We start from the raw sequence: 14,121 nt of genomic DNA, 5'->3' as shown, positions 1-14,121 counted from the left end.
TATGAAAACAATATTTGCCACACTGCTGATCGCTTTATTTTCGCTCACAGCAAACGCACAAACCCGATTGGAAACGGCTCAACAACAAGCCAAAGAAAACCATCAACTCATTATCCTGAATTTTTCAGGTTCGGATTGGTGTATTCCGTGTATCAAACTGCACAAAAATATCATCGAGACGGAAACTTTTCAAAAATTAATTACGGAGCACGTTGTGGTCTATCTGAATGCGGATTTCCCGAGAAATAAGAAAAATCAGCCCACTGCTGCCATTAAAAAAGAGAATGCTGCTTTGGCTGACAAGTATAATCCAAACGGCGCATTTCCGTACACCCTTTTATTGGATGAAAACGGAAAGATATTGAAAACTTGGGATGGGCTTCCTTCAGAAAATGCAGCTTCTTTTACGAGTGAAATTCGGACGGAATATCAAAAAATATTTAAGAATTAAATGATGAAAGAGTTCCGAAAAACTCAAAGACTGATGGGCAACCAATTTGAAATTACGGTGGTAGATACCAATGAAACTGTGGCCAAAGAACATCTGGAGGCTGCCGTTTTGGAGATCCAACGTATCGAAAATTTGCTCACCACGTTTCGGGAAGAAAGCCAGACCAACCAAATCAACCAAAATGCAGGAATGAAACCTGTAAAAGTAGATCCGGAAGTTTTTAATCTTATTGAACGCAGCTTGCGCATCAGTAAAATTACCGATGGTTATTTTGATATTTCCTACGGAAGTATTGACAGGAAGTTTTGGAATTTCGACCGCGAAATGAAGGAACTTCCTGATCCGGAAATGATAAAGGAACATTTAAAACTCGTCAATTACCACAATATTTTGCTGAATCGGGAAGATTCTACGGTTTTTCTGAAAGAAAAAGGAATGCGTATTGGTTTTGGCGGCATTGGGAAAGGATATGCTGCAGAAATGGGGAAACGATTGTTGCTAAATAGAGGTGTAAAATCTGGCGTCGTGAATGCTTCGGGAGATTTAACAACCTGGGGAAATCAGGCCGACGGGAAACCCTGGACGATAGGGATTGCCAATCCTGATAATGCCAGATTACCGTTTTCTTATATGAACATTGCAGATATGGCGGTAGCAACTTCGGGGAATTACGAAAAATTTGTAAGTATTGGCGGGAAAAAATATTCGCACACCATCAATCCCAAAACAGGAATGCCGGTTACCGGGATTAAAAGCGTGACCATTATTTGTCCGAATGCAGAAATTGCCGATGCTTTGGCAACGCCCGTTACCATTATGGGGATTGAAAAAGGAATCGGAATGATTAACCAAATTCAGCAGGTGGAATGCATCATTATTGATGACGAAAACCACATTTATTCATCTAAAAACATCAACTTCAAATGAAACATCAATTTCAAAAAATATACCTCGGAATAGCAACGATTGTTTTGCTTTCCAGCATTTTTTCTTGTACAACGGTAAAAGAATACGAAAAGAATAAACTGAACGACGCCGAAATGGTTTTAGGAAACCGACCGATTGAAAAAACAGAACTCAACTTCCAGTCTTACCGCGAAGGTTCTTCCGGTGCCAATGCCGGAAAAGTAGGTGGTGGTTGTGGTTGCAATTGATTTTATAAAATCTTTTAGTATCATCTATTCTTTTAAAACATGAAAAAAGTATTAATAAGCATCGCCGCATTATTCGGATTGTGGTATGCCAAAGCACAAGATAAAGCAATTAATGAAAAATCCAGAACATTAAGTTTTGAAGAAGCCAATCTGGTCTCGAGCTATTACAACCAAAACGGGAATAATTCAGCGGTAACAGGCGGGATCGGGACAGAAAAGCTTTCTGATATTTCCAATTCCATCGATGTGGTTTTGGTAAAATACGACAAAAAAGGACGCAAAAATAAGTTCAGCTTAGATGTCGGTATCGACCATTATACATCCGCTTCTTCGGATATGATCGACCTGAAAGCCAATTCTTCCGCTTCCCACGCCGATACAAGAGTTTATCCTTCCATCGGCTGGAGCCGGGAAAATGAAGAAAAAGGGAGTACACTTTTGGGTGGGATTTCTTATTCCGCAGAATTTGATTACCAATCCATTGGAGCTAATATAGGATTTGCCCAGAAAACCAAAAATAAGATGGGAGAATTTACGGCAAGATTTCAGGCGTATCTGGATCAGGTAAAGCTGATTGCCCCAATCGAATTGCGAACCAATTATAATCCTGCCAATACTGGCAAAGAACACGACAATTACGGTTCAAGCGGAAGAAATACCTATGCACTTTCTCTGGCGTATTCTCAGATCATCAATCCGAATTTTCAGATTGAATTTTTGGCAGATGCAGTGCAGCAGACAGGCTATTTGAGTTTGCCATTCCATCGGGTTTATTTGTCGGATGGCTCTGTTCATCAGGAAAATTTGCCGGATAAAAGATTTAAGCTTCCTTTAGGATTTCGGGCCAATTATTTTTTTGGGGATAAAGTTATTCTCAGATCGTATTACCGATATTATACGGATGATTGGGGACTGAAATCACATACTATTAATGTAGAAACGCCGGTGAAAATTTCACCCTTTGTTTCCGTAAGTCCGTTTTACCGCTATTATACGCAAACAGGAACGAAATATTTTGCACCTTATGAAAAACATACTGCGTTTGACGATTTCTATACGAGCAATTATGATTTATCCACCTTCCATAGTAATTTTTATGGTGCTGGAGTCCGGTTTAACCTTCCCAACGGTCTTTTCGGTATCGAATGGTTCAATATGCTGGAACTGAGGTATGGTCATTACACCAAATCGGTCGGAATGAAATCAGATATTATATCACTCAACATCCGTTTCAAATAAAAAAAATTAGAAATTAATTAAAATCAAAAATTATGAAATCCATAAAAAAAATAAGCATTCCAATCATATTGATCATCTTTATTGCGATACAGTTTTTTGACGTAAATCCCAATAAGACAGCTGAAACTTCTGAAAATTCCATAGAAAAAAAATATTCTGTGCCTCAAAATGTGCGGCAGATTTTAAAAACCAGTTGCTATGACTGCCATTCCAACAATACCGTTTATCCTTGGTACAGTAAGGTTCAGCCGGTAAAATGGTGGCTGGCCAATCATATCAATGACGGGAAAAGACATTTGAATTTTGATGAATTTGGTACGTATCCGAATGATAAAAAACTGAAGAAATTAGATGAAGTTGCAGAAACGGTAAATGCTGATGAAATGCCGTTAAGCAGTTATACCGTCATTCACACCAACGCGAAATTGTCCGCAGAGCAAAAGTCTATCATCCAAGTCTGGGTAAAATCGATGAAAGGTCAGGTCAATAAAGAAATTTCGTTACAATGAAAAGAATCATTTTATTGACAATGCTTTGCTTTTTCCAATGGAGTGAAGCACAAAAATCCGTTTTTCAGGAGGATAAGAAGCCCATTGCAGATTCATTATCGGTCTATCAATTTGGATATAAAAAACTGATTGTTCCTTCGGTTTTTATCGGTTACGGAATTTTAAGCTTAACTTCTGATGATTTGAAGCAACTGAATAAATCGACACAATATGAGATCAGTGAGCATAAACCCGACCATATAAAGCTGGACAATTATACCCAGTTTGTGCCGGCTGTTTTGGTGTACGGACTTAATTTTTCCGGAATCAAGGGGAAGCATAACCTGAAAGACCGGAGCATCATTCTGGGAACCTCGCTTCTGATCTCCAGTGCGGTTGTGCTCCCCACCAAACATCTGGTAAAAGAAGAACGGCCGGATGGTTCTAACAGTCTTTCCTTTCCTTCCGGGCATACCGCTTTTGCTTTTGCAACTGCGCAGTTTATGTTTCGGGAATATCAGGAAGATCATTTTTGGTTGAGTTTAATCGGTTATCCTTTTGCTTTGTTTACCGGCGTTTACAGAACTCTGAACGACAAACATTGGGTAGGTGATGTGGTTGCCGGAGCCGGCATAGGTATTCTCTCCACCGAAGCCGCTTATTGGTTGTTTCCGAAGGTAAGCAAAATATTTTCAAAAAATGAATCTGGAAATACCGTTCTTGTTTATCCTTATTATCAAAGTAAAACACTGGGTGTAGGTCTTTCTTTAAACTTTTAAAAAAAAATCAATGAAAAGCATTAATAAATTTATTATCGTTCTCAGTATCGCATTGGTGGCTCTTTTTCTCGAATTTATCCTGAAGGAGTCCTATTGTGCAAAAACTCTAATTACTGCTACCGGAATTATTATGTCTGTCATCCTTCTGAAAGGGATGATTGACGTGCTTCGTTCCGGGAATTTCGGGGTTGATATTTTGGCTATTTCTGCTATTGCCGCAACATTGGCTGTCGGAAATTACTGGGCAGCACTTATCATTCTCATTATGATTACCGGCGGTGATTCTCTGGAAGATTATGCCCAGAAAAAAGCCAGGAAAGATTTAAAATCACTGCTTGATAACACACCGAGAATTGCCCATAAAAAAATTGGAGATGATCTGACTGATATTTCTGTGGATGATATAAAAATCGGTGATATCATCATCGTAAAACCAAAGGAAATTGTGCCGGTTGATGGTATTCTTCTCAGCGATAATGTGCTGTTGGATGAGTCTTCACTTACGGGGGAATCAAAACCCGCTGCCAAATTGAAAGGGGAAGGTCTATGGTCAGGTTCGGTAAACGGCTCAGGGGCGGTCCTTATTCAGGTATCAAAACTCGCCAAAGACAGCCAGTATCAGCAGCTTGTGCTGTTGGTTCATAATTCTGAAAAAGAGCCCGCACATTTTGTGAGAATGGCAGACCGCTATGCCCTTCCATTTACCATTGTAGCGTTTCTTATAGCCGGAATTTCCTATATGATTACCAAGGATCCCAATCGTATAGCCGAAGTTTTAGTGGTGGCTTCGCCCTGTCCGCTCATTCTCGCTGCACCTATCGCCCTGATTTCAGGAATGAGCAGGTCCAGCAGGAATGGTGTTGTGATTAAGTCCGGAACAGTCATCGAAAAGTTGGACAAGATGAGAGCCATTGCGTTTGATAAAACAGGTACTTTAACCAAAGGAGATCTCGCCGTTGATGAAATAATACCTGAAAATCTTTATTGCAAAGAAGAACTGATAGATTTGGTAGCCAGCGTGGAACAGCAATCCTCTCACGTTCTGGCAGTGTCTGTAATGAAACATATTGGCTCCAAAAATATTCCTCTGGCAACAGATTTAAAAGAAGTTGAAGGAAAAGGCATTGAGGGAAAGGTAAACGACCAATGGGTAAAAGTAGGGAAACTGGATTTTGTTACAGATCAGCAGATTCAGCTAAAATCAGAACAGACCTCTTTGTTTGTTTCGGTTGAAGGCAGATATGCCGGAGAAATAACGTTTTCCGATGAAGTCCGTCCGGAAGCCCGGCAGACCATTGCTCAATTAATGAAAATGGGTATTCGTAAAATCATGATGATTACCGGTGATAAACAAAATATTTCTGAAACAATAGCTAAAGAAATAGGCATTCCGGAAGTGCATTTCGGATGTTTGCCGGAAGATAAACTGAAAATCCTAAAAAATGCAAGTGATGAATTTCGCCCGATTGTAATGGTAGGAGATGGCGTTAATGATGCGCCATCTTTAACTGTTGCTGATGTGGGAATTGCAATGGGAGCCAAAGGATCCAGCGCTGCCAGTGATTCTGCGGATGTGGTGATTTTGAAAGACAATCTGGAAAAAGTAAGTGACACTGTCATCATATCTAGGGAAACAATGAAGATTGCCCGCCAGTCCGTGTTTATTGGTATTGCAGTTTGCACCGTATTGATGCTGATTGCCGCTTTCGGTGTTTTACCGGCATTGATTGGAGCCGGATTACAGGAAGTGGTGGATGTGATTTCCATTACTTCGGCATTAAGGGCTTTGAAGGACAGGACTTAGTTTTTGATAAATATTATAAAGAAATATCTGAAATTTTTTCAGGAGATCAATTGTATAATTTTAAAGGAGTAAAATTTTTGAATTAGGAATCAGAAGTACATTGTGTATAAAAATCCACTTGGGTGAGGGATGCTGTTCTCTGGTCAAACGAAGGACTTCTTAGATTCCTCATATTGATAACTATCTCCATATATTTAATTGCAATTTTCATGAAACAACCTATAAATCCCATTGCAATATAAGCGTGAAATTTGTAGTATTCCAGCGAATACTCGGTAAACCGCGGATAAATAGTCGCCTCTGCCCGATAAGATCCTCTTCAAAATGAGAAATCATATTTAGGACGTTATTACTACCTGAATACGCAATTTCGAAAAGTTGTTTGTATAGCTCGTTTGTACCATTGTTAATTAAATACATTATTTATGTTAGGTGTTTTCTGCTCTAATTTAGTAATCTCTTTTTTCTCAAGCTCAACTACAGCTTTACTGCTGGTAGTTTGATTATTATGCTGTTCTTATAAGTGAGATCTGGTACCAGTAAAAGAAGGCTTCCGGATTCCCCTTTTTCAGTTTATTGAGCTTGGAATCAAACTCCTGATCGATTACCAGTTCTTTTATACTTTCCAAACCTTGATATTTTTCAAGTTTCTCTACTTTATACTTCAGCACAGTTGCTAAATAGGCGGCTTTTGCCGCATCGGTAATGGCTCTGTCAATATGATAACTTTCAGAAAATATAAATCTTTTCACCTGCTTGATACCTGCTGAAAGTGCTTTAAAATCTCCCTTCCCTTTTTCCCCACGTGAGCAAATATGAAGTGCCGTATCGTAAATATCGTCAAGGACCCCATTTGCATCGGTTTCACATTTTCTGTAACCAATCTCTGTTTTAGCAAAAACATCGAAAGTCTTGCCAATAATGCTTATATCATTAACAGGTTCCAAAAGACTTCCAATATCGAAAAGCTGCTTCATGATCTCCATCGTTCTGGAATCCCCGCTTTTCTCATATGGTATTCCCGTCGTATTTGGTGCGAAGGCTGTGAGCTTATACACGCTTGCATTTTTTAATTTCAAAAAATAGATAATATATACACTATTACTAGTTACAATAAAAAAAATCACACCTAATAATCTTATGGGACAAGCTGAAATAATCACAGACGATATAAGATTATTACAAAGATTTATATACACGTTAGTACGAAACTTTAAAGAAAGATAATTATAGATTTTTATAAAAATTTTGACAGTTGCCAGGGAAGTGTTATTGATTCTCTGAAAATGCTTCTTTATCAAAGACATGAAAATATTTTTGAAAGAATTGATTTTGAAGATGACAGAATATCTCTGCAAAAACCACTGTAAGTGATTCATTTACAGTGGTTTATATTTATAAGTACTAATATAGGTGCTAATATTTTTTAATTGAACAAAGCACTCTACTGTAAAATTATTGTCCAACATATTAAATAAAATTTTTCAATTATTTTTTTTAAATTTGTTACTTCAAAATTAAATGAGACATTTCTTAAGTATATTTTTTGTATTCTTTATGGTACTAAAACCTTTAGTGCCAATGATTGATTATGCAATTAGGTATGATTATATTTCTAAAGAATTATGTGAAAATAAAAGCAAACCTGAATTATTATGTAACGGGAAATGTTATCTCACAAAAGAAATAGCTAAAAACACGGATAACACATCCAAATCAGAAACTCCAAAATCAACAATTCATATAGACACTTTTTTAATAAAAGATGTTTTGGTAATTGTAAATTCACAAGTGAAATCAACAAGACAGGTTGTAAAACATTACATTCCTTCTTTTTATTTCTTTGATTTAAATTCTTCTATTTTTCACCCACCTTTAGTCTAATTAATAATACAGATTTTTCACTTCATTATTAATTAAATTATCTCATAAAATGAAAAAACATTTTATGTTGGTGCTACTTGCATCAACAATTTCGTGCGCACAAGAAACACCAAAAGTAAAACAGGTAAAACAGATGACTCCTAAAACAGATCTGAAAGGTATAAAAGTCGTAAATGCTTTGGACCCGATTTGTCAGATGAAAACAGCAGAATATCTTAAAGACACAGCTGTTTTCAAAGGAAAAACATACGGATTCTGTAGTGATCATTGTAAAAAAGAATTTAAAAAAAATCCTGCAAAATATGCCCAAAATAAATAAGAAGAAGCAGAATTATTCGAAAAACAAAATCATTGTTCCTATCGTCATTTTCGCATTACTTTTTGTATCAATCGGTTTTGGATTTTCTTATTTTAAGAAGAGTTTATTCACAGTAATGAAAGTTCCCGATTTTGAACTTACCGACCAAAATGATATAAAAATATCCAATAAAGATATGTTAGGAAAAGTGTATCTCGTTGAGTTTTTCTATAGCCGTTGTCCAACGATTTGCCCGATAATGAATCAGAATATGAAATACATTCAGGACGAAATCAACAACCCTAATTTTGGAATTATTTCTATTTCTATTGATCCGGAAAACGACACCTCACAAGTATTAAAACAACATGCAAAACTTGTTGGAGCAACTTCTCCCAATTGGCATTTTCTTACAGGAAACAGAGACTATATTGGAAAAATTGCAGATAAGTTCAATATTTATGTCGGCGATAAAAAAAGACGAAGCAGAAAGTCTCAATCACAGCGGAATGATTGCTTTGGTAGATAAAGAAGGTAATATTCGTTGCAGGTATAACGAGAACAATGCTCCGATACTCTACTATTCTGGACTTAATTATTCTGATTCCAAAGGTAAAAATACAGACCTAAGAGGAAAATACCATCCTGATAGAGAAAAACTGATGAAAGATATACAAAAACTTCTGAAAAAGTAGTGTGAAACATATCCTCAACATATTTCTCGCTTTATATGTGGTGCTAAAACCTTTAGTGCCCTTGATGGATTATGCTGTAAATTATGAATACATTTCAACCACTCTTTGTATTAACAAAACCAAACCTGAATTGCATTGTAACGGGAAGTGTTATTTGAGTAAAGAACTTGCAAAATCTTCACAGGAAGATTCCTCTCCTTTATCGAAAACAAAAAATCAAACACAAAAAGTTCTCGATTTTTATCTTCCTTCCATAGTTTCGGAAGTGAAAATGATAACAAAAGAATTTACAGGCAATTCATTATACATTTACACAAGAGAATACTCTTATCTCTTTCTGAAACACATTTTCAGACCACCAATTATTTAAGTTTTTTATACGGTTATTATGTATTTCTGTTGAGCACAATGCTCTGCAGAAACTACACGTATTAATTCATCATTTAAACAAAAACTTAAATATTAAAAAAATGAAAATATATAAATTCTTATCGCTACTATTTGCAGCAATCCTTTTATTCTCCGTTTCATCTTGTCGTAACATTGGACTGATGAATTATGCTCAAGTTTCAAAATCAAATCATCAGCAAAAAATGAACACTCTTTCCCAAACGGTACAACAAGATACAGTATCGATTGCGGTTCTTTTTATATGATAACATTGTTCTTGAAGATTTTGCAGGCCCCATGGAAGTGTTTTCCAAAGCGCAAAGCTTAACCAAGGGGAAATACAAAACTTTCACAGTTAGTTTGAAGTCCAAGGACATTCTTACCGAAAACGATCTGTTGAAAATCACTACAGATTATTCATTGAATAATTTCCCGAAAGCTGATTATATTCTTATTCCTGGAGCAAGCATGCCTGTTATCAAAAACTTGATGAAGGATAACACACTTAAAACTTTCCTTCAACAGGAAAATGCAGATCCGAAAACCAAGATCGTTTCCGTATGTACAGCCTCCTATCTTTTGGCAAATGCAGAAATACTCAACGGGAAAAAGGCCACCACTCATTTTTTTGTGGCGGACGATTTTGAGGAGCAATATCCAAAAATTCAACTGATACGGAATGTAAGGTATGTGGATCAAGGAAAAGTCATCACCTCTTCCGGTGTTACTTCCGGTATCGATGCTGCATTGTATATTGTAGGACTGCACAGCGGAAAAATGATTCAGGGAATGATTAACCGTGCCTTGCAATACAACTACTCAGAAAATGAAAAATGGCCTGTTGCTCCTAACGGAATGCGGTACAAAAGCGAAAAATAAATTTTTAATTTTTAAACAACCAAAATGAATAAAATCATATTATCCATAGCAGCGCTTGCTGTTACTACTCATATAAAACGCCCAACACAAAGATTCTATTAACACTCAAAATCTGCAGGAAGTTGTCATTACTGCCGAAAGAAAAGCATTGGACACGTCCAGCGAAACCGCATCCAAACTCCCTTTAAAGAATATTGAAAATCCTCAGGTTATCAACACTGTCAACCATTTGGTAATCGAGCAGCAAGGGATTACCAACTTTCCGGATATTCTGAGAAATATTCCGGGAATTGCAAGAAACTGGGCTTCGGTTTCGCCTTATTATACTTCAAGAGGATTTACGGTAAGAAATTACATTAGAAACGGTATGGTAAGTTATGCCGCTTCGGATATGGATCCCGTAAACATAGAACAGGTGGATGTAGTGAAAGGACCTGTAGGAACACTTTTCGGCTCAACTTCTGTTTCATTTGGCGGAATGATTAACCGTGTTACCAAAAAACCGTTTGCTGAAAGACAGATTACTGTCGGCTATCAATTCGGAAGTTATGATTTGAGCCGTTTTACGGCAGATGTCAATCTTCCTTTAAACAAAGAGAAAACAGCACTTTTCAGATTGAACGCTTCTCATACCAACGATGGCTCTTTCCAGGATGCTGGTTTTTTTAAAAAGCACTTTTATTGCTCCAGGCTTTCAGTATCAAGTAAATGATAGAATGACGATTTCTTTAGAAGCAGAAATTTATGAAAGAGAAGGAACTTCACAATCTCAGTTTTCACCAGTAGGCCCAATACAAAGCGGAACATCTGGCTGGGCCTCAACTCCGGAAGAATTGAATATAGATTATAAAAAATCATATTCCAACAATTCCATCAAGCTCAAAGATCCGGCAAGGAATTTCTATGGGAAAATCAATTATCAACTTTCTGACAAGTGGAAAATGGAAACCAACGTTGTAAATGGTTATACTTCCAACACAGGAAATTATCTAACTTTTGGAATTAAATCAGGGGATGCCGTTATTCAGCGGAAGGTATTCAATTATCCGACATCGAAAACTAACACTATTCAGATTCAGCAAAATTTCATCGGCGATTTTAAAATAGGTTCGGTTAGAAACCGTTTGGTTACAGGAATCGACTATTACAGAATTGTCAATAATTCAGAAAGCAATACATTGAGCGGACGTGGCGGAAGACCTGTATTTGACGAACTGAATATTTTGGGAACGAACACAAACTACAATACCATCAATCCTTTTTTAATTGACCAGATGCTTTCCGGATATCGTTCAACATCCACAAAATCTGTTCAGAATACCGTCGGCATATATGTTTCGGATGTTATCAATCCTATTGAACGACTTTCTGTAATGTTAAGTGCAAGATTGGAGCGTTACTTCAATGATGGTTCTACAAATATTGCGACTGGTGTAACCAGCGGAAATTATAATCAAAATTCTTTTTCTCCAAAATTAGGTGTAGTGTACGAAATTTCACCTAAACAATTGTCGGTATTTGCCAACTATAACAATGGCTTTCAAAATGTAGCACCGGTTACACAACCGGATGGCTCCGTTTCGGTTTTCAAACCACAATATGCCAATCAGTCTGAGTTTGGAATCAAAACAGATTTGTTTAAAAATAAACTTACCGCCACTTTGAGCTATTATGACATTCGTGTAAAAAACACACTTCGTGCAGATGTCGATCAGCCAACATACACTGTACAGGAAGGCAACCAGTACAGCAAAGGAGTGGAACTTGATTTGGTTTCCAGCCCGATAGGCGGACTTTTTCTGAAAGCAGGATGGGCATACAACGACAGCAAATATACCGATGCAGCGGAAACGGTTAATGGACGTCGTCCAGTCAATTCGGGAGCTAAAAATGCAGTAAACTGGTATACTTCCTACACCTTTGTAACAACAATACTGAAAGGACTGGGAATTGGTTTTGGCGGAAATTTCAACGGTAAAAATTATCTGATTAACAACACAACTAACGGACAATTTTATACCAACGAATATACGCTGTTCAATGCCAATATTTTTTACGACCAGCCTCATTATCGCTTCAGCGTTAATGCTGAAAACCTCGGAAATAAAAAATACTATTACGGCGGTTACGGTACGTTTACACCTGGAATATTGAGAAGAGTGATGGCGAGTATTACTGTGAAAATATAAATTAATTATAGGTTTTGTATTAAATAATAAATAGAATAAAATGATTGTCCTTTTAATAGCCTAAAGCTTACTTATAGCTAAAAATTGCAAAACTAAATTCTGAAATGACAATGGTAATAATTTAGTTTGGGTAATTTCAACACAACATAAAATTTTCTTGAATGACTTTAGGTCTTTAAACGGACAATCATATATATTAACATAAATTAAAAAATGTCAGAATTCAAATTTGCAAACTAGCCTTTTATACAAAATTAATGTTAAGTAAAAATGTTTTTCTTAATCTACAAACCAGATTAAAATATTTTGAAATACAACTGAATATACTAAAAAATGATTTTCATTGTCACTATTAATTGAAATTAGATACGAATACCTCTTACTTATAACAGTTTATCAATGACACTAAAAAGATGAATTTTAATAAGTATATTTCTACATTGCGTACTAATTACATTATAAAACAGCTGTTTGTAAATCCTGATTATCTTCAATGAAATTACAGAGATTAGCAGATGGATCTGGTATAGATTATCGTCAGAATTTCTCAGACCTTTTCAAGAAATCAACAGCATCCACCCAACAGATTTTATAAAGTGAAGAAAAAAAAGTTGGAAGAGATTATCGCCTTAACCTATTTCGGTTGTTTTCTTCCTTATCAATATCTTCAGATAGGCTTTTTAAATTTTGTCGCTGTTCTTCAAACCTCATTAATGTAAAAAAGCGAGCCGTATTATTCGCATCCTTAAAAACCTCTTCAAAAGCAGAAAAAGGAATATTATTTTCTTTTGATACTTATTCACAAATATTTCCAATTTCATCAGTAATTTTAAAATCTTTAGATTTTAATCGATCATAAAAAGACACTTTCAAACGTTCATTCCTAATGGTTTTCTCAATGACATTGATTACAGAATCCAGATATTTTTTCTTTTCAACAGCAAAAACGTTCAGATTGGTCAGTAGTGTGGCGTTTTTGATTCCGGCTGTTTGGATTTCCTTTCTCAAACCTTCATTCTTCAGTATGAGTTCTGAAATTTGTTTTGCCTGAGATTCCAGCTCTGTTTTGTTTTTAAGAAGTTTAATGCTGTTGGCTTTGAGTGCTTTTTGAAGTTTTCAATGGTTTTATCCGTTTTGATTCTATGAATGCCTAAGAAATCAGACTCTTTTACAAGAAGCTTTTCAGACTCGTTGGATTCAATGGCTGCTATTATTTCAGTTCCTCTTTCTTCCAGAATTCTTAGATCTTCTTTTTTCATTTTAATTTTATATTCAATAGCTTCTAGCCTCGCCTGAGATCCTGATCTCCCTCTTTCCATTTCCAAAGATTCAGCTGCCAAATCCTGCATTTTGGAATAATGAAAAGATTGATGTTTTAAGGTTTTCCCTGTTTTCAAATCCTGCCAGTCTGCTACCAAGTGGGCGTGATGATTGGGTTTCCATTCTTTGGTATCTTTGTCATAATGTCCTTCATCTTTGTGAATGGCAATCTGGAAAATTCTTATTTTCAATTCTTCTTCCAACCGCTTTGATAAATTATGCAAATCCTGCATTGTTGTATTTTCTTTAATCACCACAACAGCTTCTCTTACTGGCATTGCATTCTTTTGAAGTTTACGCCCGGATTTTTCCTTGCAGTAGGCTTCAATCTTTTGAAGACGATCTGCTATCTTTTGCTCCTGCCAATATTCATTGTTAGGTGTTAAATCCTTACGGATATAATCAAAAGATTTCTTCCTGAAGTTATGGATTTCAGAATCGGATTTTGCTGCCTTGAAATTAATAGAAGTCTTCATATCAATATGGATTTGTGCTTTTGAATTTTTATGTTTTTACATCCATGTATTTTTGTAGAATTATATAATGCGCTA

At 36.2% G+C, this 14,121-nt stretch carries 18 protein-coding genes; 15 read left to right on the top strand and 3 right to left on the bottom strand.

Annotation, left to right across the window (positions count from 1 at the left end):
* The first annotated feature begins 1 nt into the window (after position 1).
* Genes HX13_RS18970 through HX13_RS18940 form a run of 7 tightly spaced genes read left to right on the top strand, consistent with a single transcriptional unit; the run spans position 2 to position 5,915 of the window.
* Positions 2-451, top strand: a complete 450-nt coding sequence (locus tag HX13_RS18970) for a thioredoxin family protein (protein WP_050022350.1) — start codon at positions 2-4, stop codon at positions 449-451.
* Positions 452-1,378 (top strand): FAD:protein FMN transferase, encoded by a 927-nt coding sequence (locus HX13_RS18965; RefSeq protein WP_050022349.1) that lies wholly within the window; start codon positions 452-454, stop codon positions 1,376-1,378.
* Positions 1,375-1,605 (top strand): DUF4266 domain-containing protein, encoded by a 231-nt coding sequence (locus tag HX13_RS18960; protein ID WP_050022348.1) that lies wholly within the window; start codon positions 1,375-1,377, stop codon positions 1,603-1,605. The genes HX13_RS18965 and HX13_RS18960 overlap by 4 nt, the downstream gene beginning before the upstream one ends.
* A gap of 39 nt (positions 1,606-1,644) precedes the next feature.
* Positions 1,645-2,844, top strand: a complete 1,200-nt coding sequence (locus HX13_RS18955; protein ID WP_050022347.1) for a DUF3570 domain-containing protein — start codon at positions 1,645-1,647, stop codon at positions 2,842-2,844.
* Positions 2,845-2,876: 32 nt separating this feature from the next.
* The gene (locus HX13_RS18950; RefSeq protein WP_050022346.1) at positions 2,877-3,353 is read left to right on the top strand and encodes a heme-binding domain-containing protein; all 477 of its coding nucleotides are present in this window, start codon (positions 2,877-2,879) and stop codon (positions 3,351-3,353) included.
* The gene (locus HX13_RS18945) at positions 3,350-4,111 is read left to right on the top strand and encodes a phosphatase PAP2 family protein (RefSeq protein WP_050022345.1); all 762 of its coding nucleotides are present in this window, start codon (positions 3,350-3,352) and stop codon (positions 4,109-4,111) included. Before HX13_RS18950 ends, HX13_RS18945 begins: the two co-directional genes overlap by 4 nt.
* Before the next feature lie 10 nt (positions 4,112-4,121).
* Complete coding sequence (locus tag HX13_RS18940; RefSeq protein ID WP_050022344.1) at positions 4,122-5,915, top strand: heavy metal translocating P-type ATPase; 1,794 nt, start codon at positions 4,122-4,124, stop codon at positions 5,913-5,915.
* A gap of 506 nt (positions 5,916-6,421) precedes the next feature.
* Here the strand turns inward: HX13_RS18940 and HX13_RS18935 are convergent.
* Positions 6,422-6,973 (bottom strand): hypothetical protein, encoded by a 552-nt coding sequence (locus HX13_RS18935; protein ID WP_128572509.1) that lies wholly within the window; start codon positions 6,971-6,973, stop codon positions 6,422-6,424.
* Positions 6,974-7,436: 463 nt separating this feature from the next.
* Between HX13_RS18935 and HX13_RS18930 the strand changes: the two genes are divergently transcribed.
* From HX13_RS18930 to HX13_RS25755, 8 genes are all read left to right on the top strand, one after another.
* Positions 7,437-7,799: a hypothetical protein gene (locus HX13_RS18930; RefSeq protein ID WP_050022342.1), complete on the top strand. Its 363-nt coding sequence runs from the start codon at positions 7,437-7,439 to the stop codon at positions 7,797-7,799.
* Positions 7,800-7,863: 64 nt separating this feature from the next.
* Positions 7,864-8,118 (top strand): YHS domain-containing protein, encoded by a 255-nt coding sequence (locus HX13_RS18925; protein ID WP_238555511.1) that lies wholly within the window; start codon positions 7,864-7,866, stop codon positions 8,116-8,118.
* Positions 8,102-8,626: an SCO family protein gene (locus tag HX13_RS18920; protein ID WP_238555510.1), complete on the top strand. Its 525-nt coding sequence runs from the start codon at positions 8,102-8,104 to the stop codon at positions 8,624-8,626. Before HX13_RS18925 ends, HX13_RS18920 begins: the two co-directional genes overlap by 17 nt.
* The gene (locus HX13_RS24905) at positions 8,607-8,792 is read left to right on the top strand and encodes a hypothetical protein (RefSeq protein WP_238555509.1); all 186 of its coding nucleotides are present in this window, start codon (positions 8,607-8,609) and stop codon (positions 8,790-8,792) included. Before HX13_RS18920 ends, HX13_RS24905 begins: the two co-directional genes overlap by 20 nt.
* A gap of 636 nt (positions 8,793-9,428) precedes the next feature.
* Positions 9,429-10,061: a DJ-1/PfpI family protein gene (locus tag HX13_RS18910; protein WP_050022339.1), complete on the top strand. Its 633-nt coding sequence runs from the start codon at positions 9,429-9,431 to the stop codon at positions 10,059-10,061.
* Positions 10,062-10,209: 148 nt separating this feature from the next.
* Positions 10,210-10,773: a TonB-dependent siderophore receptor gene (locus HX13_RS18905; protein ID WP_050022338.1), complete on the top strand. Its 564-nt coding sequence runs from the start codon at positions 10,210-10,212 to the stop codon at positions 10,771-10,773.
* Between the two features lie 4 nt (positions 10,774-10,777).
* Positions 10,778-12,250 (top strand): TonB-dependent siderophore receptor, encoded by a 1,473-nt coding sequence (locus tag HX13_RS18900; RefSeq protein WP_157837471.1) that lies wholly within the window; start codon positions 10,778-10,780, stop codon positions 12,248-12,250.
* 596 nt (positions 12,251-12,846) lie between these two features.
* Positions 12,847-12,969 carry a hypothetical protein gene (locus tag HX13_RS25755; protein WP_262483579.1) on the top strand — a complete coding sequence of 41 codons (123 nt, stop codon included), beginning with the start codon at positions 12,847-12,849 and terminating at the stop codon, positions 12,967-12,969.
* A 76-nt stretch (positions 12,970-13,045) separates the two neighbouring features.
* On the opposite strand, the gene HX13_RS18895 is transcribed toward HX13_RS25755, so the two are convergent.
* Both HX13_RS18895 and HX13_RS18890 read right to left on the bottom strand, forming a co-directional pair.
* Positions 13,046-13,258, bottom strand: coding sequence for a hypothetical protein (locus tag HX13_RS18895; protein WP_050022336.1), 213 nt, complete (start codon positions 13,256-13,258; stop codon positions 13,046-13,048).
* A gap of 11 nt (positions 13,259-13,269) precedes the next feature.
* Positions 13,270-14,046, bottom strand: a complete 777-nt coding sequence (locus HX13_RS18890) for a hypothetical protein (RefSeq protein ID WP_050022335.1) — start codon at positions 14,044-14,046, stop codon at positions 13,270-13,272.
* Positions 14,047-14,121: the final 75 nt, after the last annotated feature.

This window comes from Chryseobacterium sp. P1-3, assembly GCF_000738495.1.
In the GTDB taxonomy this organism is placed as follows: Bacteria; Bacteroidota; Bacteroidia; order Flavobacteriales; family Weeksellaceae; genus Chryseobacterium; species Chryseobacterium gallinarum.
The sequence above is the reverse complement of the archived record's forward strand: the minus strand, read 5'-3'. Positions and strand labels throughout refer to the sequence as shown.